This window comes from Vescimonas fastidiosa (assembly GCF_018326305.1).
Taxonomy (GTDB): domain Bacteria; phylum Bacillota; class Clostridia; order Oscillospirales; family Oscillospiraceae; genus Vescimonas; species Vescimonas fastidiosa.
This window is the reverse complement of the sequence record NZ_AP023415.1, coordinates 813,051-837,738: the sequence shown is the minus strand read 5'-3', so window position 1 is coordinate 837,738 and position 24,688 is coordinate 813,051. Positions and strand designations below refer to the sequence as shown.

The 24,688-nt window shown below is 49.2% G+C and carries 24 protein-coding genes; all 24 read left to right on the top strand.

The window, feature by feature from the left end; translation table 11 throughout:
• Nucleotides 1–108: 108 nt before the first annotated feature.
• A complete protein-coding gene (locus tag KI236_RS04035) occupies nucleotides 109–621 on the top strand; it encodes a flavodoxin family protein (protein ID WP_022177396.1) in 513 nt (170 codons plus the stop codon).
• Nucleotides 622–670: 49 nt separating this feature from the next.
• Entirely contained in the window at nucleotides 671–925 is a 255-nt protein-coding gene (locus KI236_RS04030) for a DegV family protein (RefSeq protein WP_212819539.1), read from the top strand.
• On the top strand, nucleotides 883–1,281 hold the full coding sequence (locus KI236_RS04025) for a glycerol-3-phosphate acyltransferase (RefSeq protein ID WP_212820637.1): 399 nt from the start codon (nucleotides 883–885) through the stop codon (nucleotides 1,279–1,281). Before KI236_RS04030 ends, KI236_RS04025 begins: the two co-directional genes overlap by 43 nt.
• 45 nt (nucleotides 1,282–1,326) lie before the next feature.
• A complete protein-coding gene (locus KI236_RS04020; protein WP_022177398.1) occupies nucleotides 1,327–2,244 on the top strand; it encodes a diacylglycerol/lipid kinase family protein in 918 nt (305 codons plus the stop codon).
• Between the two features lie 23 nt (nucleotides 2,245–2,267).
• Nucleotides 2,268–2,852 (top strand): CDP-alcohol phosphatidyltransferase family protein, encoded by a 585-nt coding sequence (locus tag KI236_RS04015; protein ID WP_329958966.1) that lies wholly within the window; start codon nucleotides 2,268–2,270, stop codon nucleotides 2,850–2,852.
• 32 nt (nucleotides 2,853–2,884) lie between these two features.
• Nucleotides 2,885–3,043, top strand: coding sequence for a hypothetical protein (locus KI236_RS04010; RefSeq protein ID WP_022177400.1), 159 nt, complete (start codon nucleotides 2,885–2,887; stop codon nucleotides 3,041–3,043).
• 2 nt (nucleotides 3,044–3,045) lie between these two features.
• Nucleotides 3,046–3,606 (top strand): lysophospholipid acyltransferase family protein, encoded by a 561-nt coding sequence (locus KI236_RS04005; protein ID WP_212819537.1) that lies wholly within the window; start codon nucleotides 3,046–3,048, stop codon nucleotides 3,604–3,606.
• Nucleotides 3,599–4,450, top strand: a complete 852-nt coding sequence (locus KI236_RS04000) for a phosphatidate cytidylyltransferase (protein ID WP_212820635.1) — start codon at nucleotides 3,599–3,601, stop codon at nucleotides 4,448–4,450. Before KI236_RS04005 ends, KI236_RS04000 begins: the two co-directional genes overlap by 8 nt.
• Before the next feature lie 18 nt (nucleotides 4,451–4,468).
• Entirely contained in the window at nucleotides 4,469–8,710 is a 4,242-nt protein-coding gene (locus KI236_RS03995) for a 2-hydroxyacyl-CoA dehydratase (protein ID WP_212819535.1), read from the top strand.
• A 100-nt stretch (nucleotides 8,711–8,810) separates the two neighbouring features.
• Complete coding sequence (gene ftsH, locus KI236_RS03990) at nucleotides 8,811–10,640, top strand: ATP-dependent zinc metalloprotease FtsH (RefSeq protein WP_212819533.1); 1,830 nt, start codon at nucleotides 8,811–8,813, stop codon at nucleotides 10,638–10,640.
• On the top strand, nucleotides 10,637–11,188 hold the full coding sequence (locus KI236_RS03985) for an HdeD family acid-resistance protein (RefSeq protein WP_212819531.1): 552 nt from the start codon (nucleotides 10,637–10,639) through the stop codon (nucleotides 11,186–11,188). The genes ftsH and KI236_RS03985 overlap by 4 nt, the downstream gene beginning before the upstream one ends.
• A 24-nt stretch (nucleotides 11,189–11,212) precedes the next feature.
• A complete protein-coding gene (locus KI236_RS03980) occupies nucleotides 11,213–11,875 on the top strand; it encodes a beta/alpha barrel domain-containing protein (RefSeq protein WP_212820633.1) in 663 nt (220 codons plus the stop codon).
• A gap of 39 nt (nucleotides 11,876–11,914) precedes the next feature.
• Nucleotides 11,915–13,675: an ABC transporter ATP-binding protein gene (locus KI236_RS03975; protein ID WP_212819529.1), complete on the top strand. Its 1,761-nt coding sequence runs from the start codon at nucleotides 11,915–11,917 to the stop codon at nucleotides 13,673–13,675.
• Between the two features lie 15 nt (nucleotides 13,676–13,690).
• Complete coding sequence (locus tag KI236_RS03970) at nucleotides 13,691–15,496, top strand: ABC transporter ATP-binding protein (RefSeq protein ID WP_022177408.1); 1,806 nt, start codon at nucleotides 13,691–13,693, stop codon at nucleotides 15,494–15,496.
• A 19-nt stretch (nucleotides 15,497–15,515) separates the two neighbouring features.
• Entirely contained in the window at nucleotides 15,516–16,118 is a 603-nt protein-coding gene (locus tag KI236_RS03965) for a cytidylate kinase-like family protein (protein ID WP_212819527.1), read from the top strand.
• 48 nt (nucleotides 16,119–16,166) lie between these two features.
• Complete coding sequence (locus KI236_RS03960; RefSeq protein WP_212819525.1) at nucleotides 16,167–16,682, top strand: glycosyl-4,4'-diaponeurosporenoate acyltransferase CrtO family protein; 516 nt, start codon at nucleotides 16,167–16,169, stop codon at nucleotides 16,680–16,682.
• A gap of 45 nt (nucleotides 16,683–16,727) precedes the next feature.
• Nucleotides 16,728–17,432, top strand: a complete 705-nt coding sequence (locus tag KI236_RS03955; RefSeq protein WP_022177410.1) for a phosphatase PAP2 family protein — start codon at nucleotides 16,728–16,730, stop codon at nucleotides 17,430–17,432.
• A 2-nt stretch (nucleotides 17,433–17,434) separates the two neighbouring features.
• Nucleotides 17,435–18,568 carry an AI-2E family transporter gene (locus KI236_RS03950; RefSeq protein WP_212819523.1) on the top strand — a complete coding sequence of 378 codons (1,134 nt, stop codon included), beginning with the start codon at nucleotides 17,435–17,437 and terminating at the stop codon, nucleotides 18,566–18,568.
• Nucleotides 18,569–18,751: 183 nt separating this feature from the next.
• A complete protein-coding gene (locus tag KI236_RS03945) occupies nucleotides 18,752–20,134 on the top strand; it encodes a phospholipase D-like domain-containing protein (protein WP_022177412.1) in 1,383 nt (460 codons plus the stop codon).
• 75 nt (nucleotides 20,135–20,209) lie between these two features.
• Nucleotides 20,210–21,199: an alpha/beta hydrolase gene (locus tag KI236_RS03940; RefSeq protein ID WP_212819521.1), complete on the top strand. Its 990-nt coding sequence runs from the start codon at nucleotides 20,210–20,212 to the stop codon at nucleotides 21,197–21,199.
• Nucleotides 21,196–21,669, top strand: a complete 474-nt coding sequence (locus KI236_RS03935; RefSeq protein ID WP_022177414.1) for a DUF308 domain-containing protein — start codon at nucleotides 21,196–21,198, stop codon at nucleotides 21,667–21,669. The genes KI236_RS03940 and KI236_RS03935 overlap by 4 nt, the downstream gene beginning before the upstream one ends.
• A gap of 26 nt (nucleotides 21,670–21,695) precedes the next feature.
• Complete coding sequence (locus KI236_RS03930; protein WP_022177415.1) at nucleotides 21,696–23,219, top strand: DUF1538 domain-containing protein; 1,524 nt, start codon at nucleotides 21,696–21,698, stop codon at nucleotides 23,217–23,219.
• Between the two features lies 1 nt (nucleotide 23,220).
• Nucleotides 23,221–23,910 carry a hypothetical protein gene (locus tag KI236_RS03925; RefSeq protein ID WP_212819518.1) on the top strand — a complete coding sequence of 230 codons (690 nt, stop codon included), beginning with the start codon at nucleotides 23,221–23,223 and terminating at the stop codon, nucleotides 23,908–23,910.
• 22 nt (nucleotides 23,911–23,932) lie between these two features.
• The gene (locus tag KI236_RS03920; RefSeq protein ID WP_212819517.1) at nucleotides 23,933–24,670 is read left to right on the top strand and encodes a zinc metallopeptidase; all 738 of its coding nucleotides are present in this window, start codon (nucleotides 23,933–23,935) and stop codon (nucleotides 24,668–24,670) included.
• Nucleotides 24,671–24,688: the final 18 nt, after the last annotated feature.

Below are 24,688 nucleotides of genomic sequence, written 5' to 3'. Positions count from 1 at the left end.
CTGAAACGAAACTTTTGAAAATCCGGGCAGTTTCGTTTCAGTTTAGAATTGCTTGCTACACTCTCCGCAGAAAATGTCGAAATAACGGTTTTTAAGGGAGTGACAGACTTGAACTATGAAATAGCCTATTACAGTTTATCAGGCAATACAGAAAAGCTGGCATACGGCATTGCAAAGCGTCTTCCGGAAAATCAAGCTTTTTTGACGAACCTGCAAGAGGAAGAAGTTACCCTTGCGGCCGATGTGTATTTAGTAGGATTCGGCATAAACAACGGTACAGTCCCGCTAAAAGTCATGGACGCATTGGACCGGCTGGCCGGAAAGAAGATATTCCTGTTTGTGACCTGCGGCATAGAGCCAAGTGAGGAATACAAGCGGCTTATCGAGCGCAAGATCGAACCTTTTCTGCCGGACGAATGCGACTATTGCGGCATTTTGCTGTGTCGAGGTCAGATAGCGGAGGAGGTGCTGAGCAAAATCCAAAGACAGTTCGCACAGCAACCAGACGATCCTGCCATCAAAAAAATGATCTCCGAGGCAAAATTGTCCGAGGGGCATCCCGATGAAACGGATGCGGAAAACGCAGTGAGGTTTATCCGGGAAAAGCTTGATTCTTTCTAACCGGCAAGCAGCATTTCAAAGATTCATTACATAAAAAGGAGTTTTTACCATGAGAAAAGTTAAGATCATCACCGATTCCTGCGCAGACCTGAGCGCAGAGCAACTCGAAAAATACGACATCGACTACGCCAGAATGTCCACGATCGAGGATGGCAAAGAGTCTCCGGCGCTTCTCACATGGACACCCGCAGAAGCACACAGACTTTACGAGACGATCCGTGGCGGAAAGCGTATCACGACAGCGCAGGTTTCCGTTGAAAAATTCAAAAGCTGTTTGAAAAATATCTGGGGCTTTATCAGTTAGGGGCTGTCTATACAGGCCTTTTTGCTGTTCTTGGACATGCCTATCCGATCTGGTACGGCTTCAAAGGCGGCAAAGGATTTCTCGTCAGTCTTTCAACGATTTGGGTAACAGACTGGCGGGTCGGTCTGATCGTGACCGGAATGATGGTTGTACTGCTGCTTACCACAAAATATATGTCGCTTGCTACTGTTGCTGCGACGCTCTGCAGCCCATTGCTTCTGCTGCTGTTCAAAGCACCTGTATCCGTAATTTTGATAGACGCTGCAATCGTTATTTTTGTGGCGCTGCGGCATAAGGAAAACTTCAGGCGCTTGAAAGCCGGAACAGAATCAAAGTTTACATTAAGCACGCACTGATAAATTTACAGAACAGGGACGATGCTTCGAGGAGGTAATGAACTTATGTCTGAAAAATATATTCTTTATAATCCCTGTGCAGGCGGTCCGGAGACCGAGAAAGCCGTAAAAGCCTTGCAGGATGCCAATGAAGGGGCTGTGGCGATCAATATTTGCCGCATCATCAGTTATAAGACTTTTTTTAACGGATTAGACCCGAATGACACTGTGATCTTATGCGGCGGAGACGGCACCCTGAATCGTTTTGTCAACGATGTTAACGGAATGAACATTCCCAATAAGCTCTACTACTACCCCACGGGAACCGGCAACGATTTTGCGAGGGATGTCGGGCAAAAACCGTTTTCGGATCCAACGGTTTGCCTCAACCCATATTTTGAACGGCTACCTCGTGTAAGCGTTAAAGGAAAGTCTGAATTGTTCCTGAACAATGTCGGTTTCGGCATTGACGGTTATTGTTGTGAGGTTGGAGAAAAGCTCCGAGAGGAAAACAAGAAGAGGAAAAAGCCCAAGCCGGTAAATTATACGAAGATCGCCATCACCGGGTTGCTGTTTCACTATAAGCCCAAGAATGTGACCGTCGTTGTTGACGGCAAACGCTATCAATATAAAAAAGTGTGGCTTGCCTCTGTCATGAACGGCAGGTTCTATGGCGGGGGTATGATGCCGACGCCGGAGCAGTACAGATTACGTGAAGACGGAAAGGTATCCATTCTGATATTCCACGATGTCGGCAAACTGCGTGGACTAATGATCTTTCCGTCGATTTTCAGCGGCAAGCATCTGAAGTATACGAATCAGATGACGATTCTGGAAGGAAAGACCATTCAAGTGAAATATAATGAGCCGGCACCGCTTCAGATCGACGGCGAAGTTGTACCGGAAGTCATGGAATATACGGTTCGGTCATGCGTTTCACCGGCAGAAAAAGCAAAACAGGACAGTGAAATGGCAGCTGTATAAATGCGAAGATAAACGATATTATAATGGCGACAGGCCGATGGGAGATATTACATATGCATAGGATATTCAGAAAAGATCAGGTATTGACGATACCGAATTTATTAAGTGTGATACGCTTGGCGCTGATTCCGCTGATCGTGTGGCTATATATAGGAAAGCAGGAATATTCTGCTGCAGTGGCTGTGATTTTAATCTCCGGTGCAACGGATATTATTGACGGATTCATCGCCCGCAAATTCAATATGGTGTCAGACCTCGGAAAGATTTTGGATCCCGTGGCAGACAAGCTGACGCAGGCTACGGTGATCCTCTGCTTGACGGTGAAATATCGCTGGATGCGCGGATTGATTGTTCTCTTTGTGGTCAAGGAGATCATTATGGCCGTGCTCGGGTATATGGCAATTCAAAAGAAAGATGTTGTTAACAGCGCAAAATGGTATGGCAAGCTCAACACCGTGGTTCTGTATCTGGTTATGACGTGCCTTATCTTGTTCCCGAGTATATCGGAAACGGTGGCAAATGTTCTGATCGGAATTTGCATTTGCGTTATGCTTATGTCCCTTACGCTGTACATACGGTTTTACCTGAATCTGTTCCGCACGAACTGAATCAGCAAACCACAGATCCAAGGAGGGATAAAATGGTTGTTGTTTACATACTGCTTGGCATTCTCGCCGTCCTGCTGCTCTATATTTGCTTCCTTGCAATTTGCAGCCTATGCGTCGATCCGAAAAAAGAATATGAGAAAAACAGCCGTTTTTACCGCACACTGCTTACAGCGCTTCTGCCGCTGCTTTGAAGGTGCTGCGAATCAGAGTATATACAAGCGGACTGGAGAAGATACCTAAGAATCAAAAGCTGATGTTTGTCGGAAACCATCGCTCCAATTTTGACCCGATCATTGAGTGGCTTGTGCTGAAACCGTGGGATATTGCGTTTATCTCAAAAGGCGAGAATTTTAAGATTCCGTTTTTCGGACGAATTATTCGGAAATGCTGCTTTATGCCGATCGACCGGGAGAACCCGCGAAAGGCATTGAGGACGATCAATAAAGCTTCTGATCTGCTTCAGAGCGGCGAGGTCTCTATCGGTGTATATCCGGAGGGCACCCGAAGCAAAACCGGAGAATTGCTCCCGTTTCACGACGGTGTTTTCCACATTGCCAAAAAGGCCGGCACACCGATTGTCGTTATGTCCATCAGGGGAACGGAACAGATCCATAAGAATGTCCTACGCCGGCATTCCGATGTATATTTGGACATCGTGCAGGTGATTCCTGCAAGCGATGTGGAAAACGGAACCACACATACGATCGGCGCAGAAATACGGAATATGTTGCTCGATAGTATAAAAGATAAATAATACAGTAGTTTTATTACGAGGGGTCACAACCATACTCAAGCGAACGATAACCGGTGCGTTTATAACAGCCGCCGTTTACTTAATCCTATTCTATTCTTACATACCGGCGGTCATTTTGGTGGCTACCGCCATCCTTTGCGCCTTTTCGGTGTATGAAATATACCGCGCAACCGGCACAATCGAAAATGAAGTGATGTTTACTGTTTCTATGCTCATTGCCGTTTTGGCTGCTTTCGTACACATTCCCCGTTCCGAGATCGTACTGACGGTGGCATTTATTTTTGCAACTGTAGCATCCATTTGGCTGATGATACGGCAAAAACATTGCAGCTTGGACTCTCCCGTCAAGGCATTTTTCATTGTGCTCCTGATCATTGTGCTCTTTAAAGCCATTCCGGAGCTGAGAAGCCTGAATAGCGGACTGTATTATCTGATTTTTGCTGTCACATTGTGCTTTGTCACGGATGTCGCCGCCTATCTGATCGGGCGAGGTTTGGGACGGCATAAGCTAATGCCGAAGGTAAGCCCAAATAAGACCATAGAAGGCTCCCTTGGCGGCCTATTGTTCGGGGTGCTATTGGCACTGCTTGGCGGGATCGTTGTTGAGAAATTTGTAAAGATTGAAGTAAATTACGGAACGCTGGCACTTTGGGCGCTTATGACCTCCGTTGTCGGCCAGTTCGGTGATCTGTCTATGTCAGTGATCAAACGTATTTGCGGCATCAAAGACTATGGCAATCTGCTGCCGGGACACGGCGGTATACTGGACAGGTTTGACAGTCATTTATTTGCCGTTCCGTTTACTTATCTTTTCTGCACATACGCAGGCGGCTTCTTTTTATAAGCGCAGGAGGAATCATCTATGAAAAAATACCGTGCCGGGATCGACATCGGCTCCACGACCGTAAAGCTTGTGGTACTTGATGACGCCGATGAGATCCTTTACGGAGAATACAGACGGCATCAGGCCCACACGCAGGAAACCCTATCCACTTTGTTGGAAGAAGCCAAGAAATCTGTTGGGGAATGTGAACTGCAGGTTTGCATTACCGGCTCCGGTGCGATCAATCTGGGGAAAGCGTTGGATATTTCCTTTGTCCAGGAGGTCGTTGCCGTCGCTACAGCCCTGAAAAAATGTGCGCCGCAGACGGATGTGGCGATTGAACTTGGCGGCGAGGATGCTAAGATCATATACTTTACCGGCGGATTAGAGGAGCGAATGAACGGTGTCTGCGCCGGCGGAACCGGCTCTTTCATCGATCAAATGGCATCGCTGCTGCAAACGGATGCCGCCGGACTGAATAGAGAGGCTGAGCAGTACAAGCAGATCTACCCGATCGCAGCACGCTGCGGCGTATTTGCGAAAACAGATATTCAGCCCTTGATCAATGAAGGGGCAACCAAAGCGGACCTTGCAGCATCTATTTTTCAGGCAGTCGTGAACCAGACGATCTCCGGTCTTGCCTGCGGAAAGCCGATCCGGGGATGCGTGGCATTTCTCGGAGGTCCGCTGCATTTTCTGCCGGAACTGAAAAAGGCATTTGTACGGACTCTTGGTTTGACAGCGGAAACGACTGTTGATCCGGATCACTCCCATCTGTTTGCCGCCATGGGCGCTGCAATGGAAAGCACGGAAAAAGACACTGTCCCAATCGACACCCTGATCGAGCGTCTGAAAAACGGCGTCTCGATCTCTTTTGAAATGCCCCGGCTTCCGGCTCTATTTGAAAGTCACGCAGAATATGAGCAGTTCTGCTGCAGACACGCTCGGGCTTCCGTTGCCCGTGGTGAGCTTTCCGCCTATCGAGGGAACTGCTATCTGGGAATCGACGCTGGTTCTACGACAACCAAGATGGCGCTGATCGGGGAAAACGGTGAACTGCTGTATTCTTACTACACGAACAACAACGGCAACCCAATCGAGGCGGCAAAAAAGGGTATCCACGAACTGCAAACGCTAATGCCGGGGAATGCAAAAATCGTCCGGGCGTGCTCTACCGGCTACGGAGAGGCACTGCTGCAGGCTGCCTTTTCTCTGGATGACGGAGAAGTGGAAACGATTGCTCACTGTACGGCCGCTTCTTTCTTCGATCCAAAAGTGGACTGTGTGCTGGACATTGGCGGTCAGGATATGAAATGTATCCGTCTGAAAAACGGTGCTGTGGACAGTATCATGCTTAACGAAGCCTGCTCCTCTGGCTGCGGTTCCTTTATTGAAAACTTTGCAAACTCTTTAGGATATACTGCAGAAGAGTTCGCACAAACCGCACTATTTGCCGAACACCCGGTTGACCTCGGTACCCGGTGCACGGTTTTCATGAATTCCAATGTCAAGCAGGCACAAAAAGAAGGTGCCTCGGTTTCGGATATTTCCGCCGGCCTTGCCTATTCCGTGATCAAAAACGCTTTGTATAAGGTCATCAAGCTGTCCTCGGCGGAGGAGCTTGGCAGCCATATCGTCGTGCAGGGCGGTACTTTTCATAACAAGGCTGTCTTGCGGGCGTTTGAAGAAATTGCCGGTGCAGAAGTGATTTGCCCGGATATTTCCGGCGTGATGGGTGCTTTCGGTGCCGCATTGATCGCCAGACGCAATTACACCGGAGCACCGACACCGACTAAGATGCTTTCACTGGAGCAGATCGAGGCGCTGACCTATTCCTCTTTCACAAGACGCTGCGGCGGCTGTGCCAACCATTGTATGCTGACGGTAAATGTTTTTGACGGAGAGCGCCGCCACATCACAGGAAATCGCTGTGAAAAGATGGTCGGCAATGCCGAGCGGAAAAAAGCTGCACCCAATATGGTTGAATTCAAGCGCCGATGCATATTTGGCTATGAGCCGCTTGCAGAGTCAGCTGCCGCACGGGGGACGATCGGTATTCCCCGGGTGCTGAACCTATATGAAAACTACCCGTTTTGGGCAACCTTTTTCAAACAGCTGCATTTCCGGGTCATCTTATCCCCCTTTTCAAGCCGAAAGATCTACGAGCTTGGGATGGAGTCAATCCCATCCGAATCGGAATGTTACCCCGCAAAGCTGGCGCACGGCCATGTACAGTGGCTCATCAACCAAGGCATCAAAACGATCTTTCACCCCTGCGTATTCTACGAACACCAGGAAACGCTGGGAGCACAGAACCATTTTAATTGCCCCATTGTTGTTTCATATCCTGAAAACATCAAAAACAATGTGGAAGCCGTTACCAATGGAGCCGTGCGCTACATACGCCCATTTATGGCGTTTACCGATGAAAAGACGGTTGCTGACCGCATGGTAAAGCTCTGCCGTGAGGAATGGAATATTCCCGCACCGGAGGTGCATGCGGCAGTAAAAGCGGCATGGGCAGAACAGCAGCGGGTCAAGGCAGATATTCGTACGGAAGGCAAGCGCCTGCTCAATCAGATGAAGCATAACGGCGAGTGCGGAATCGTGCTGGCGGGGCGGCCGTATCATATCGACCCCGAAATCAACCACGGGATCCCGGAACTGATTGCCTCCTACGGTCTGACGGTTTTTACTGAGGATAGTCTTCCCATCGATTTTGAGCCGTCCCGGCCCTTGCGTGTTGTGGATCAGTGGGTATATCATTCCCGGCTGTACAATGCAGCGGAATTTGTCTGCCAACATGATAAATTGGAGATGATTCAGCTCAATTCTTTCGGATGCGGACTTGATGCCGTAACGACAGATCAGGTAAGCGAGATTCTGGAGGCTTCCGGCAAGCTGTATACGCTTTTGAAGATCGACGAGGTCGCCAATCTCGGCGCTGTCCGTATCCGAATCCGCAGCTTGCTCTCTGCTATGGCTATGCGAAAGCAGGATCAAAGCAGGGCGACGGCAAAGCCTGTGGCGTATCACCGAACAGAGTTCACCAAAGAAATGCGGGAAAAGGGGTATACCATTCTTGCGCCGCAAATGAGTCCGATCCATTTTGATATTTTGGAGCCCGTGTTCCGCAAGCACGGATATAACCTGGTTGTTCTGGACAATGACAATCGCAGTGCTGTGAATATGGGACTCAAATATGTCAATAACGATGCCTGCTATCCTTCTATTACGGTGGTCGGACAATTTATGGATGCCGTACTTTCCGGCAAATATGATACCGACCGTTTGGCAATCGTTATGACACAGACCGGCGGATGCTGTCGTGCCAGCAACTATGTATCCTTCATTCGCCGCGCCTTGGATAAGGCCGGATACTCCCATATTCCGGTCATTTCCCTGAACGCCAACGGGATGGAGAAAAATGAGGGTTTCAGCCTGTCCGCCGGTTTAGTCACGGATGCCGCAAAAACGATCGTCTACGGAGATCTTTTTATGCGCTGCCTGTACCGTGTGCGACCGTATGAGGTCATACCCGGTTCTGCCGATGCGCTCCATAAAAAGTGGCAGGATATTTGCATCGACTCACTCATAAATTCAAAAACGCAGTACACCTATAAGGAAGTATGCCGTGGAATCGTCAATGCGTTTGACAGCTTCACCATCGATGAAACGATCCGTAAGCCGAGGGTCGGCATTGTCGGTGAGATCCTTGTGAAGTATATGCCGCTGGCAAACAACCACTTGGTGGAACTGCTGGAACGGGAAGGTGCCGAGGTTGTTGTTCCGGATCTGCTGGACTTCTTCAATTACTGTGTTTTCGGCTCCCAATACAAGGCGGAATACCTCGGCACCAAAAAATCTTCGGTCATCGTATCCAAGGCGGCAATAAGGCTGATTGCCGCTCTGCGCAAACCGGCAACTGATGCGCTGAACGAAAGCAAACGGTTTGAGGCCCCATTGTCTGTTTACCGGATTGCTGAAATGACAAAACCCTTTTTGTCTTTGGGCAATCAATACGGTGAGGGGTGGTTCTTAGCCGGAGAAATGATCGAACTGATCACACATGGCACGCCGAATGTAGTTTGTATTCAGCCGTTTGCGTGTCTTCCAAACCATGTTGTAGGCAAGGGCGTGATCAAAGCGCTGAAAAAAGCATACCCGCAAAGCAATATTGCTGCGGTGGATTATGACCCCGGTGCCAGCGAGGTCAATCAGCTGAACCGCATCAAGCTTATGCTGTCCACAGCAAAGAAAAACATAGGTCTCGATGGCTGACGAAATGAAGCAAAACGGAGTTTTTTCTCCGGTTTGTTTCGTTTCAGTTTAGAAATGGACAGTATACTCACCACAATGAACGAAAAGGAGTCGGGTAAGTATGAAAGAAGTTAAGTCACCGAGAAAACCCCTGATCTATTATTACGGCATTGTTTTGTTGGTCATTCTGGTTTTCAACATGGTCATCTCTCCGTTGCTTGCAAATGCCAGAGTGAAAGAGGTTGATTACGGTACCTTTATGAAGATGATCGAGGATAAAGATATCGGCAGCGTAGAGGTTGCCGATTCCGAGATCGTATTCACAGACAAGGACAATACCCAGATCTACAAGACTGGCGAAATGAACGACCCCACCCTGACCGAGCGGCTGTATGCATCGGGAGCTAAATTCACACGGAATATTGAAAAAGGCATGTCTCCGCTGCTCAGCTTTTTCCTGACATTTATTCTGCCGATCCTGATCTTTGCTGCCCTCGGACAGTATATGGCGAAGAAAATGATGTCCCAGGCAGGCGGCCCAAATGCGATGGCGTTCGGTATGGGAAAAAGCAATGCCAAGGTCTACGTTCCGTCCACGGACGGCATCCGTTTTGCCGATGTCGCTGGTGAGGATGAAGCAAAGGAAAATCTTGCCGAAATCGTCGATTACCTACATAATCCCAAGAAGTATTCCGATGTCGGCGCATCTATGCCCAAGGGCGTATTGCTTGTAGGCCCTCCGGGTACCGGCAAAACGATGCTGGCTAAGGCTGTTGCAGGCGAAGCCGGTGTTCCGTTTTTCTCCATGTCCGGCTCGGAATTTGTGGAGATGTTCGTCGGTATGGGTGCATCAAAAGTGCGTGACCTGTTCAAGCAGGCCAAGGAAAAAGCGCCCTGTATCGTCTTTATCGATGAGATCGATGCCATCGGTAAAAAGCGCGATGGTCAGATAGGCGGCAACGATGAGCGTGAACAGACGCTTAACCAGCTTCTGACCGAGATGGACGGCTTTGAAGGCAACAACGGCGTCATCATTCTGGCGGCGACCAACCGCCCGGAGTCCCTTGACCCGGCGCTGACCCGCCCCGGCCGCTTTGACCGCCGTGTTCCCGTGGAGCTGCCTGACCTCGCAGGTCGTGAAGCCATCCTCAAGGTCCATGCGAAGAAGATCAAAACGGCGGACAATGTGGACTTCCATACCATCGCCCGTATGGCCTCCGGAACCTCCGGCGCAGAGCTTGCGAACATCATCAACGAAGCTGCCCTCCGTGCGGTGCGCAGTGGGCGCACAGTCGTAGAGCAGGCAGACCTGGAGGAAAGCATTGAGGTCGTCATCGCCGGCTATCAGAAGAAAAACGCCATCATGACCGATGATGAAAAGAAGGTCGTCGCCTACCATGAGATTGGCCATGCGCTGGTCGCTGCTTTGCAGACGGCTTCCGCACCGGTGCAGAAGATCACGATCATCCCCAGAACCTCCGGCGCACTGGGCTACACCATGCAGGTCGAGCAGAACGATAAGGTTCTGATGACCAAGGAAGAACTGGAAAACAAAATTGCCACGCTGACCGGTGGCCGTGCGGCGGAGGAGATCGTATTCGGGCAGATTACAACCGGTGCCTCTAATGACATCGAGCAAGCAACCAAACTTGCCCGTGCGATGATTACCCGCTACGGTATGACCGATGAATTCGATATGGTTGCGATGGAGACGGTCAGCAACCAGTACCTCGGCGGCGATACCTCGCTTGCCTGCTCGGCGGATACACAAAAAGAAATCGATCAGAAGGTCGTGGAGACTGTCAAAAAGCAGCATGAAAAGGCTCGCCGTCTGCTGGCAGACAATCGCAAGAAGTTGGATGAACTTGCAAGCTATCTTTACGAGAAAGAGACCATTACGGGCAGCGAATTCATGACGATTTTGAACAGAAAGGATGGGAATGCGGTATGAAAAGAAAAAACGGCTTTGGATGGAGCGAATTGATCGTCGGCGTGCTCCTGATCCTGCTTGGCATCTTTGCCTTTATCCGCCCGGAAAGCATGCTGACGGGAGCGGTCGTTATTTACGGCGTGATCGCCATTGTGATGGGCATTGAAGATCTCGTGGTATATGCCCGGCTTTCCCGCTTTATCAGCTTCGGTCCGATGCTGTCGTTGATCTCTGGGATTTTAAGCGTTATGTGCGGCGTGATGCTGATCGCCAATCCCAATGTCGGGAAATGGGCACTGACGATTCTTCTCCCGATTTGGTTTATCGCCCACTGCATATCCGAGCTGACAAGGACAAACCTGATTCGTTTGATTGGAAATCCGTTTTATTACTATTTCTCACTGATTCTGAACATTCTCGGGCTTGTGCTCGGATTTGTGATGATCTTTAGTCCGGCGCTTTCCTTTGTAACGCTCAGAGCGATCTGCTATATGGTGGCAATCTATCTGATCCTGTTCGGCATCGAAAGCATTATTGCGGCTTTTGCCCGCAGAAACTCCGACTGGTAATACAGGAGATGCAGTATGGAAGAAATGAAAAAGGAGCAGATCCCTCAGATCGGCAGCCGTTTGCGGCAGCATATTCTGAAGATCCCGGAGGCGGTTTTCCAAGCCAGCGGAATTATCATCAACGGACGCAGGATCAAAAGCTTTGTCTTTACCACCGATCTTGCAATTATTCGGAATTGTGACGCCGATGCCGTGTTTGCGGTCTATCCCTTTACTCCGCAGCAAGCGATCAGCGATGCAATCATTCGCTCCTCTTATATCCCGGTGTTCTGCGGCGTTGGTGGCGGGACGACCAAGGGAATAAGGACGGTATCCTTGGCGAAGGACGTGGAGTCGCAAGGTGCTATGGGAGTTGTGCTGAATGCACCGATTTCCGATCTGAATCTTCTGGCTGTAAGCAACGCCGTAGATATTCCGGTGATTATCACGGTGACGCATGAGGGCACGGACATTGCCAGCCGTTTGCAGCATGGCGCTGCGATCTTAAATATCGCCTGCGGAAAAGAGACTCCGAATGTTGTACGAAAAATCCGCTCGGAGTTTCCGAATGTTCCGCTGGTTGCATCCGGTGGGAAAACCAACGAAAGCATCTATGAGACAATCGTGGCCGGGGCCAACGCTATTACCTATACGCCGCCCTCGACGCAGGAATTGTTTAAGGAACTGATGGCAAAGTATCGAACTTAACGGTATTATAAACAACAAAGATTATGGGAGCAAACCAATATGTTTGAGCTATTAAAGAAAATGAAACGCAAGGAGTGGCTGACTGCCGGGCTTTGCGCCATTCTGGTATTGGGTCAGATCTATTTTGATCTGCGCCTGCCGGACTATATGAGCGACCTGACAGTACTTATCAAGACCCCTGGCAGCGCAATGAGTGACATCTGGCAAACAGGGCTTGAAATGCTCGGCTGCACGCTCGCAAGCGCTCTGCTTGCGGTAATTTGCGGATACTTGGCAGCGCAGACTGCCGCAGGCTTCAGCTATACAATCCGTGAAAAGGTGTTTAATCAGGTGGCGGATTTCGGTCAGTATGAAATGCAGCAGTTTTCTGTTCCGAGCCTGATCAACCGCACGACGAATGACATCACGCAGATCCAGATGCTTGTGGCAATGGGCCTGCAAATTATGATCAAATCTCCGATCATGGCGATTTGGGCGGTCATAAAGATCATCAACAAAAGCTGGACGCTGTCTGTTATCACCGCCGGCTTTGTCGTGGCGCTGCTTGCCATGATGGCAATCGTCATTGCGGTGATCGTGCCGCGTGTCCGCCGTGTGCAGAAATTGACGGATAACATCAACCGTGTATCCCGTGAAAATCTGACGGGCATCAATGTGGTGCACGCTTATAATGCCGAGAAATATCAAGCGGAAAAATTTGAGCAGGCCAACGACGAATTGATGAGAACGCAGCTGTTCAATCAGCACGGATTTGCGATGCTTATGCCGGCTGTCTCGTTCGCTATGAATACTTTGGCATTGACCGTCTATTGGGTAGGCGCATCTATCGTGGAAAAGGTCGCACTTACAGATGTCGCAGCGAGGATCGCAACATTCGGTGACATTATGGTATTCGGCACCTATGCAACCTATGTCATCATGTCCATTATGATGATGGTCATGATTGTAATGTTCTTCCCTTCGGCCCAGGTTTCTGCCGGGCGTATCAATGAGGTGCTGAATGCAAAAATCACCTTACGGGAAGGAAAATCGGACAACGCTCCCGAAGTGGGCACAGTCGAGTTCAAGGATGTTTCCTTCCACTATCCCACCTCGGATAAGGATGTATTGGAAAACATCAGCTTTAAGGTGAATAAAGGTGAAACCATTGCATTTATCGGTGCGACCGGCAGCGGTAAAACAACGCTCATCAGCCTGGCAGCTCGCTTTTACGACACGACCTCCGGCACGGTCCTGATCGACGGAAAGGATATAAAAGAATACACCTTCGACGCCCTTTACGACCGTATCGGATATGTAACGCAGAAAGCGGTTCTGTTTGCCGGTGACATCCGGGATAATGTGCTGTTCGGTGAAAGCGCCGCAGTTCCTACCGACGAAAACGCACAGAAAGCCTTGGAACTTGCCCAGGCAAGTGAATTTGTCGAAAAACTGCCCGGCAAATTAGATGCACCGATTTCACAGGGCGGATCCAATGTTTCCGGCGGACAGAAGCAGCGTTTGGCAATCGCCCGTGCGTTGGCGAGAAATCCCGAGATTTTGATTTTCGATGACTCCTTCTCCGCATTGGACTACAAAACCGATGCAGCGCTGCGAAAAGGTCTTGCCGAAAAGCTCGGCGGCGTTACCTGCATGATCGTTGCCCAGAGAATCGGTACGATCCGCAACGCCGATAAGATCGTCGTTCTGGATGAAGGCAAGGCCGTTGGGATCGGTACGCATGAGGAACTGATAAAGAATTGTGCTGTCTATCGAGAAATTGCCATGTCGCAGTTGTCCGCCGAAGAACTGGGCGCATAAGGAGGTGCTCTGTAAATGAACGGAAATCAAATGATGGGGCGCCGAACAGGCGTGCCCGAAAAAAGTAAACGAGGAATAAAGGGCGTTCTGAAAGAACTGTTTACCTATTCTTCAAAATTGCGGCTGCCAATGATCATTGCGTTTGTGTTTTCCATGATCGGCGCTGTCTTGACGATCATCGGGCCAAACCAGCTTAGTCGTATCACGGATCTGATCTCAGACGGACTGATGACCGGCATTGACCTTTCTGCCGTTGCAAAGGTGGGAGGCGTCCTGCTGGCGATCTATCTGATCGGTGAAGTGTGCGGATATATTGAGCAATATATCATGGCTACCGTTACGCTGGATCTGTCCAAGAAAATGCGGCGGGATCTTTCCGATAAAATCAATAAGGTCCCTATGAAGTGCTTTGGGAAAATCTCGCACGGCGATATTCTGAGCCGTGTGACAAATGATGTCAGCACGCTTCAGCAGGCACTTTCCAACAGCCTTCCGTCGATGATCAGTGCAGTTGCCCAATTCGTAGGCTGCCTGATTATGATGCTTGTGACGGAGTGGCGAATGGCGCTTGCAGCGATCGCCATTACGCTGATTGGATTCGTTGTAATGGCGGTAATCATGTCCCGTTCTCAAAAATACTTCGTCGCCCGTCAGCAGAGTCTCGGTAAGCTCAACGGCTATGTGGAGGAAATGTACTCCGGCCATGATGTTGTACGCATTTCCCGTGCCAACAACGAGATCAAAAAGAACTTTGCCGGGATGAACCGTGCGGTTTACGATGCAAACCGGAAAAGTCAGTTTCTATCCGGCGTTATGCAGCCGCTGATGAATGTGATCGGCAATCTCGGTTATGTAGCGGTCTGTGTGATCGGTGCGGCTTTGGTTATGGATGGGCAGATCACCTTTGGCGTAATCACGGCATTTATCATGTTTGTCCGCTTGTTTACCTCCCCGCTCAGCACACTGGCACAGGGTATGACGCAGATGCAGACGGCAGCTGCCGCCGGAGATCGGATATTCGACTTCCTGCAGGAGGAAGAACTTTCGGATGAAAGCTATAAGACCGAGAAATTGACCGAGGTGCATGGCGAGGTCGAATTCGACCATGTTCGCTTCAGCTATCCGGATAATCCGGACAAAATCATTATCAAAGATTTTTCTGCTCACATCAAGCCGGGGCAGAAAGTCGCTATCGTCGGTCCTACAGGTGCCGGTAAGACAACAATGGTCAACCTTTTGATGCGGTTCTTTGATCTGGTCGGCGGCGATATCCGCATTGACGGTATTTCTACCTCCGATTTGACACGAGAAAACATCCACGAGCTGTTTGGCATGGTGCTGCAGGACACCTGGCTGTTTGACGGAACCGTGCGTGAAAATCTCGTTTACAACAAAACAGGGGTTACGGACGAAGAACTTGAAAAGGCCTGCCGTGCGTGTGGGATCTATCACTTTATCGAGACGCTTCCGAATGGCTTTGATACCGTGCTTGGAGAAAATGTGGTCATTTCCGCAGGGCAAAAGCAGCTCTTTACCATTGCTCGTGCCATGATCAAAAACAGCCCAATGATGATCCTGGACGAAGCGACCAGCTCGGTCGATACACGGACGGAGCTGATGACGCAGAAGGCTATGGATACGCTGACAGAGCACAGAACCAGCTTCGTGATCGCTCATCGGCTTTCTACCATTAAAAACGCTGACCTGATCCTTGTGATGAAGGAAGGCGACATCATCGAACAGGGCACGCATGAGGAACTGCTGGCACAGGGCGGTTTCTATGCTGACCTATACAACAGCCAGTTTGACAAAGCATCTTAATCAGAAGGGAGAGACAACCATGAAATCCTTGGCAATCGAAAGAGAATTCGGAAGCGGCGGCCGTGAGATCGGTATGCGTGTTGCCGAATTGGCAGGAATACCTTACTATGACGGTGAGTTGCTGATCAAAGCCGCTGAAGCCCAGGGTGTATCTATCGAACTGCTGAAAACCTACGACGAGCAGCGTACAGGTAGCTTTCTGTATGACATTGCTGCTTTTTCGGACTACGCACGTAACCGGAAGAACACAGTCTATGAGCTGTTCGAGGGAATTCGTCGGACAATGGTAAACATCGAGCTGAAAGGCCCTGCTGTTTTTATTGGCAGATGCTCCACGGTGATCCTCGGGGAAAGCCCTCGTGTTCTGAAATCATTTATTTATTCATCCGATACCGAGAAAAGGGTGGAACGCATTATCCGAACGGAAAATGTTTCGGAGACTGACGCAAAATATCTGATGCAGAAAAAGGATAGGGATCGGAAAAACTATTTCCACTTCTGGACACAGAAGGAGTGGGCAGATAAGAGCAATTACGATATTCTGCTGAATACATCCGGCGTGTCCACGGAGGCATGTGCCCAAATGCTTCTTGCTGCGATAAGCGGCCAGCCACAGAAGTAATTCAGCATTTCCAACGGCCGCTATGCAAATCAAAGAGGTATCAAACTTATGAAACATTTTTTGCGTTGCTTGCTTTACATAGCGGCCTTGGGTGTTGTGTTTTTTGTAGTCGGACGGTTAGTACCAAAGTCTTGGTTCAAAGCGGATCATTTCCCGTGGCGGTGCTATTCATATGAACAAGCAATATGGAAAGCGCTGCGTGTGAAGCAGTGGCAGGCAAAGGTGCCGGATATGAGCCGTATTTTTACAAATATCATGCCGGCAAAAAAGCTAAAGCGACAAACGCTTTCCGATTTGCCCAGAATGATCCAAGAAACCTGTGTTGCAGAGTGGACACACGGTATCTTATCGATTGCAGGGCTTGCAATGCTATGGTTCTGGCCTGGTATAGGAGGTATTTGCATGACGGCCGTTTACATTTTGCTCGGCAATTTGCCATTTATTGTGGTACAGCGTTTCAACCGGCCTCGCTTACAAAAATTACTCTTAAAGCAACAGCGCAATATGCAAATTCGGAACTTACCACGATATGAGGAGCAGCTACTAACGACGATAGCACCGTAAACCCTTATCTCGCTTTTGCCGCACGTTACGAATGGATGGAATGTTATGCAAAGAAGCACGAAAAAAATCAAACCGGAGGTGGACTACCGCCAGTTTCGTTTCAAAAAAATGAATACGCCGGAGTTTTCACATGTTAAGTTGCTGCTGTTTTGGCCGTTTTTCGGATTGATGTTTATGTTTCTTGAACGGTTTCAGCCGGAAAGACATTATTACGTTGTACACTGTGCGCTGGACGACTTGATCCCATTCTGGGAATGGGCGCTGATCCCGTATCTTCTGTGGTTTGTTTTTCTCATCGGAGCACTTATCTATACCTTTTTCTTTGACACAAGAGCCTTCCGAAGAATGATGCACTTTGTTATCGTTACATACGGCATCACATTGCTTATTTACATCGTATTTCCGACCTGCCAGGAATTACGACCGGAGCATTTCGATGAACCCAATATACTTACTGATTTTATAACGGGGTTTTATTCATTTGACACCAACACGAATGTCTGTCCTTCTCTCCATGTTATCGGCTCGTTTGCCGCTATGTTTGCCCTGTGGGATTGCAAACGCTTTCAAAATGTTGCATGGAAGATCGTGTTCGGCATCATCGCAGTATGCATCAGCCTTTCGACTGTTTTTATGAAACAACATTCTGCTGTGGATGTCATAGCTGCATTGCCTGTGTGCGCTTTGGGCTGGTGGCTGGGTTACGGAAAGAAAGAAGCATCAGCTCAGACCTCTGCAGTGGAGAAATAGATATGGATAAAAAATTTAAGCAACAGCTTGGCTTGATTGCTTTCGGCGTTGCTCTATTCACAGCATTAAACAACTTGAACTATATTTCGGACTTTTTACATGTGTGTGCGGAATTGCTCACCCCTGTATTTGCAGGGTTGCTCATGGCGTTTATCCTGAGCGTTCCGATGCGCGGGATCGGCAAGCGTCTTTCTCGCCTTATGCCCAAAGCAAGCGAGCGCACAATCAATGTTTTAAGTTTGATTATTACATTGTTGCTTTTAGTCGCTATTATCGTGCTACTATGTGTCATTGCGATTCCTCAGCTCATAGCCTCCGTAAAAAGTATCATTTCTCTTATTAAAGAAAAGTGGCCCGACTGGGCAGCGGTGCTGCGCAATTATGGCTTTGATACCGCTGAGATCAGCGCATATCTCAACAAGTTGGATTGGAAAACCATTGCCGAGAAGGCAATGAACGGAGCAGGCGTAGTAATAGGCTCCGTTGTCAGTGTTGCCGGCTCTACAATATCTACTGTTGTCAACGCAGCCGTTTCGCTCGTGATCATGTTTTATGTTCTGGTTGGAAAGCAGGAACTTGGCAAACAAACAAGACGGGCGCTGTACGCTTATTGCAAAGAATCTGTCGCAGATAAGGTCTGCCATATCGCAAAGCTGTCTCACGATACCTATGCCAAATTTCTTTCAGGTCAATGTGTAGAGGTGCTGATACTTGGTACGCTGATTTTCCTTTCGTTTTCTATATTCCGGATCCCTTATGCCGGGCTGACGGCGGTTTTGACCGCAGCTTTTGCCTTTGTACCATACATTGGAGCGTTCTTGTCCTGTGCAATCGGTATGTTGCTGACTTTGCTGGCTGAGCCAAACAAGGTGATCCTATGCCTGATCGTCTATCAGGCGGCACAGTTCGTTGAAAACCAATTTATTTACCCTCATGTTGTGGGAAGCAGTGTCGGGCTATCTCCGTTTTGGACCTTGCTCGCCGTCCTTTTGGGCGGGAAGATGTTTGGCGTTTTAGGTATCATCTTCTTTATCCCGTTGATGGCGGTGATCTCACAATTACTGCATGAGAATATTGAACACCGTTTGGCTGTGCGGAAGCTAAAGAAAAACGACCTCATCCAAAAATCTGACTGAGCACTTCAACAAATGATATGGTTACGGCGCAGCCGAAAAAAGGCTGCGCCGTTCTTTAATTATGCTCGTTCTCTCAGATCCAAACGGGAATACTATGATCCTGAGCAAATTCCCTTTTGTTTCGTTTCAGTTTAGAAAAGGACATTATAATTTCTGCAAATCTGGATAAAAGGAAAGGTGCTGATGAAAAACGTTATCTTTAAGGGTATAAAGGCCTTGGCTATTCTGTTTGTGCTTTACATACTGATCAGCCTGATCGTCCCGCCGATATTCCAAAAAGAACCGATAGAGCTCGAAGGAGCCGAGTTCGCCGGTACAGGTGTGACAGAACGGGTTCTGTGTATTGACGATAACCGTGAAGCGCTTATCTGGCGTCTTCGACTGATAGACAGGGCCGAAAACGAGATCATTCTGTCAACATTCGATTTTCGGGTGGATAACAGCGGGAAAGATATGATAGCGGCCTTGAATGAGGCTGCCGAGCGTGGGGTGAATATCAAAATACTCGTTGACGGAATTTCCGGAGATATGTATTTGCGCTGCAACAGGCTGATCGGTGCATTGGCGGCTAATACGAATGTACAAATCAAGCTGTATAACCCCATCAATCTTATGACTCCTTGGAAAATCAATTACCGCCTGCACGACAAATACCTGATCGTGGATGGAAAGCAATACCTATTAGGCGGAAGAAACACAAACGATTTGTTCCTCGGAGAATATAAGGACAAGGAAGACCGCAACATTGACAGAGAAGTTTTGGTCTGCTCTGATGGGACGAACAGCTCGACCGAGGCCTTGACAGCATATTTTGCGAAGATATGGGATTTGCCCTGTAACAAGGAAATCTCCGGCAACCGGAGAAACCTCCAAAAGGCACAGGAAACGCTCCGAACGCATTATACAGAACTACAGGGATCGTATGCCGAGGCTTATTTGCCGGTGGATTTGGAAAGAGAGACGCTGGAAGCCAAAAGTATCACACTTCTCTCCAACCCAACCTCGCCGGAAAACAAAGCACCTGTACTCTGGGAGCAATTGAGCGGCATCATGAAGAACGGCGAAAGCATTTTGATTGAGACTCCTTATATTATCTGCAATAACGGTATGTATGAAACACTGGCAGGCTTCTGTGAGGGCGGTCGCCGGGTCCAAATCATGACCAATGCCATTGAAAGCGGAGCAAACCCCTTTGGCTGCACAGACTACCTGAACGAGAAGAAAAACATTCTTGCAACCGGCAGTGAGGTCTTTGAAGTGTCCTGCGGGCAGTCCCTGCATACCAAAACGATTTTGGTGGACGATCACATCAGTATGATCGGCTCCTATAATCTTGACCTGAGAAGCACCTATCTGGACACGGAGCTCATGCTGGTGATCGACTGCCCGGAGCTGAATCAATGCCTACGGGAAAACGCATCTGTCAAGGCAGAGCAAAGCAGACATGTGCTGCCCGATGGAACAGAGAACGAAGGGCCGGATTTTCAAGGAGAAATGCCGTTTTATAAGAAAGCCGGTTATTTCCTTTTACGACTCCTCACCGGCCTCTTCCGGTATCTGTTGTGAATGATCCGAATCCGGAGGTGCGTCTGTCTTAATCGGCGCACTAAAGATATCCCTTAGCAGAAAGGAAGTTGTAGTATGAAAAAGAATACAAAGAAAATCGTAACAGCGGCAGGAATCGCAGCCGGAACAGCTGCCGTTGCATCGCTGTACGCATATGTCACAATAAAAGCCCTGATCGATACAGCACTTGATCGGGAAATGCCAAAGGTGATGGAAAAAGCAGATAAGCGTATCTCCGGAGAGAAAAGCAGCGACGAGTTCACAAACCGGATGGAGAGTGCCTCTGAAAGCCTTGCCGTACAGCCGAATGAAACGGTTGAAATCATTGCTCATGACGGAGAAAAGCTCGTCGGACATTATTTTCCCTGCGAAAAGCCGGAAAGAGTGATTATTGCTTTCCACGGATGGCGTTCATCGTGGCATCGGGATTTTGGGATGATCTCCGATTTCTGGTACAAAAACAACTGCAGCGTGCTCTATGTTGAGCAGCGTGGGCAGAATAACAGCAGTGGCGAATATATGGGCTTCGGCCTTACCGAACGCTTTGACTGTCTGGACTGGCTGAATTGGGAGATTGAACGCTGCGGAAGCGATATTCCTGTTTACCTTGCCGGTGTTTCCATGGGGGCTACCACCGTACTGATGGCTGCCGGACTGCAGCTGCCGCCCAACGTACATGGGATCATGGCGGATTGCGGTTTTACATCGGCCAATGCGATATGGGAGCATATTGCTAAGGATAACCTCCACATTCGATTCGGCATACGCAGTGCGATTGCCGACAGGATGTGTCGTCGGAAAATACAGGTCGGCTCAAAGGAGCATTCGACGGTAGAAGCTCTTAAACATACCCATGTTCCCGTTATTCTTGTCCACGGCGCCGATGACCATTTTGTTCCGGTAGAGATGACCTACGAGAACTACACTGCCTGTACGGCACCGAAGGATTTGCTGATTGTTCCGGGTGCCGATCACGGTATGAGCTACTTTATGGAACCGGAAAAGTATGAAAATGCCGTAAAGGCGTTCTGGGCAAAATATGATAGACCGAGGTGCGAAGCATGAAATTCAATGATAAGCTGATTACTGCAATCGCAGCAATCGTTGTGGGTGTCCTGTTTATTGCGCTGAAAGGGGACGTGCTGAGTATTGCATTTACTGTTCTCGGCGCAGCGTTGATCGTTATGGGTATTCTGGACGCCGCAAAAAAAGACAGTAAAAGTGGCACTGTGAAAATTGTCGCCGGCCTTGTGACCGTGCTGCTCGGATGGACGCTTGTCAGTATCACGCTCTATATTGTGGCGGCATTGATGATCCTCTATTGCCTGATGAATTTGGTTTCCTCTTTGAAAACAGATGGCTATTCCATGAGTACTGTGCAAAAGCTTCGCACCTATGCAAAGCCGGTCATCGGTCTTGCTGCCGGCATCTGTCTCCTGCTGAACCAAGGCGGTACCGTCTCCTGGGTGTTCATCTTTACCGGTATTGTTTTCATCGCTGAGGGCATTATGATGCTTGCGGAATGCAAAAAATAACTCTCTGTTAAAAGGAGAGCACAAAATTGAATCTGAAACTGAAAGAAAAAATCAAAGAGTCACTCTCCGCCGTTCTTCCAATCACCGGAATTGTTCTGATGCTCAGTATTTTCTTGGTTCCGATGGAGCTTGGCAGCATTGTTATGTTCCTTACCGGAGCGGTCATGCTGATCGTCGGAATGGGATTTTTCCAGCTCGGCGCAGAGATGGCGATGACGCCGATCGGAGAAGGCGTCGGCGTGCAGATCTCGAAAATGAAAAAGCTTATAACGGTTTTGCTGACCGGCTTTGTTATGGGCGTCATCATTACCGTATCCGAGCCGGATCTGCAGGTCCTTGCCGGTCAGGTGCCCTCCGTTCCCAATGCCGTGCTGATTATGACGGTAGCAATCGGCGTCGGCTTGTTTCTTGCGCTGGCAATCGTCCGTATCCGCTATAAGATCAGCTTGCCCCTGCTGCTGATCATCTGCTATGCGGCGCTCATCCTTATATCGCTGTTCGTGCCGAAGGAGTTTCTGGCTGTGGCATTTGATTCGGGCGGCGTTACCACCGGTCCTATGACCGTACCGTTCATTATGGCAATGGGCGTCGGGCTTGCCTCTGTGCGGAGCGATAAAAATGCAGCCAGCGACAGCTTCGGATTGGTTGCGCTTTCCAGTGTCGGGCCGATTCTCGCCGTTTTGATCCTCGGTTGTTTCTACAAACCGACTGAGGCTGCGTATACGCTCACCGATGTGGCGACTGTCGTCACCACCCAGGATGTTGCCCGTGTGTTTGCACAAGGTCTACCGCTGTATGCCAAAGAAGTCCTTGTATCGCTGCTGCCGATCATTGCGGTGTTTCTGATTTTCCAAATGATGACCCGCCGTTACCAAAAGCGGCAGATCAAGCGCATTGCCGTTGGCTTTGCGTATACATACATCGGTCTGGTGCTGTTCCTTTGCGGAGCCAATGTCGGCTTTGCACCGCTCGGCTCCTATCTCGGCAAAGAGCTGACCGGGGTGTCCTTCCGTTGGATTTTGATCCCCATCGGTATGCTGATCGGTTATTATATCGTAAAGGCCGAACCTGCCATCCAAGTGCTGAACCATCAGGTAGAGACTGTTACAAACGGCGCTATCTCCGTAAAAATGATGAACCGCTGCATGTCGATCGGTGTAGCCGTGAGCGTGGGGCTGGCAATGCTTCGTGTTCTTACCGGGATCTCTATTCAATGGTTTGTGATCCCAGGATACCTCATCGCTCTGGTGCTGTCCCGTTTTGTTCCGGATATTTTTATCGGTATTGCATTTGACTCCGGCGGCGTCGCCAGCGGCCCGATGACCTCGACATTTCTGCTGCCTCTCAGCATCGGCGTTTGTGAGGCGCTTGGCGGAAATCTGATGACTGATGCGTTCGGCGTGGTTGCGCTGGTTGCTTTGACACCGCTGATCGCCATTCAGCTTATGGGTCTTGTATATAAACTGAAGACTGAAAAGAGGACATCGACGGGAACGGCTGAAATTGCCGACGATTGCGATGCGATCGTTGACCTTGAGGAGGGTGAGTAAAATGGATTATGAGAAAAAAGTATCTTTTCAGCTATTAACGCTGATCACCACGCCAAAGCTTGCCGAGAAGGCAGCGGAAATGTTCAAAAAGGGTGCACTGCCGCTGCAATATCGCTTCAATGCCGAAGGCACCGCCTCCAGCGAGATCATGGACATGCTCGGTCTCGGCAGCATCGATAAAAGCGTTTTGATCAGCATGATCCCGAAAGAACTATCCGATGTCCTGATGGATAAGTTGCGCTCGGAGCTGCAGTTAAACATGGCAAACAGCGGTATTGCATTTACGATCCCGCTGAACGGAGCAAACAACCTGATTTTGCGTATCCTTGCCCAGAATACGGGAAAGGAAGTATTGAATATCGGAGGAAAGGAAGAAAACAGTATGTCTGAAACAAAATACTCTCTTGTTGCGGCAATCGTGAACCGGGGCTTCAGCGGTGATGTGATGGAAACCGTTCGTGGTGCCGGTGCCAAAGGTGGCACTGTGATTCACAGTCGGCGCATCGGAAATGAGGATGTGACCAACTTTTGGGGCTTGAGCGTCCAGGACGAAAAGGAAATCGTTCTGATTCTGACGGAGTCCGCAAACAAGGTGGCGCTTATGAAGTGTATCGGAGAAAGCTGCGGTATGCACAGTGAGGCGCAGGGGATTGTCATGTCCATGCCGATAGATTCCGTCGCCGGCATTTAAGTACGCAGATCGGAGAAATGCTATGTACTGGAATGATTATATATGGTTTATAACCGCTATGCTGTTTTGCACCTTATTTTCTGCGATTGCAAGCGGAAAGGTTCATTCGGCATTTTCAAAATACTCTAAAGTCCGGTGCCGTTCGGGAAAGACCGGATATGATACCGTCGCCCAATTATTGTGGTCGAATCGGGTAAACGGAATATCCGTCGGGCGTGTAAAAGGAAACCTGAGCGACCACTATGACCCGAGAAGAGGCGTTGTCAATCTTTCCGAAAGCACTTACGGCAACAGCTCGGTGGCATCCGTAGCTGTTGCTGCCCACGAAATGGGACATGTCATGCAGAAACAGGAAGGCTATTGGTTTTACAGATTCCGCACAGCACTGGTTTCTGTAGTGAATTTCGGATCAAGGCTGGCATTGCCATTGGTGTTGATCGGGCTTTTGCTTGACGCCTTTGTGATCAGTGCCGATCCTGAGATGGGATTTCACATCGCAATGATCGGCGTGATTTTGTACGGAACATCCTTCCTTTTTACTTTAGTTACGCTGCCGGTAGAGATCAATGCAAGCCGCCGTGCAGGAAAAATGCTTTTGCAGGAAGGAATACTGACGACAGATGAGATGCCGGGAGCAAAGAAAGTACTGTCCGCTGCTGCTCTCACTTACCTGGCTTCACTTATGACTTCTCTCGTTTATTTTCTGCGCTTTTTCCTCTATGTTTTAACCTTATTCGGCAGACGCAACGACAGGATGTAACCGGCGGAGGAAAGCGTG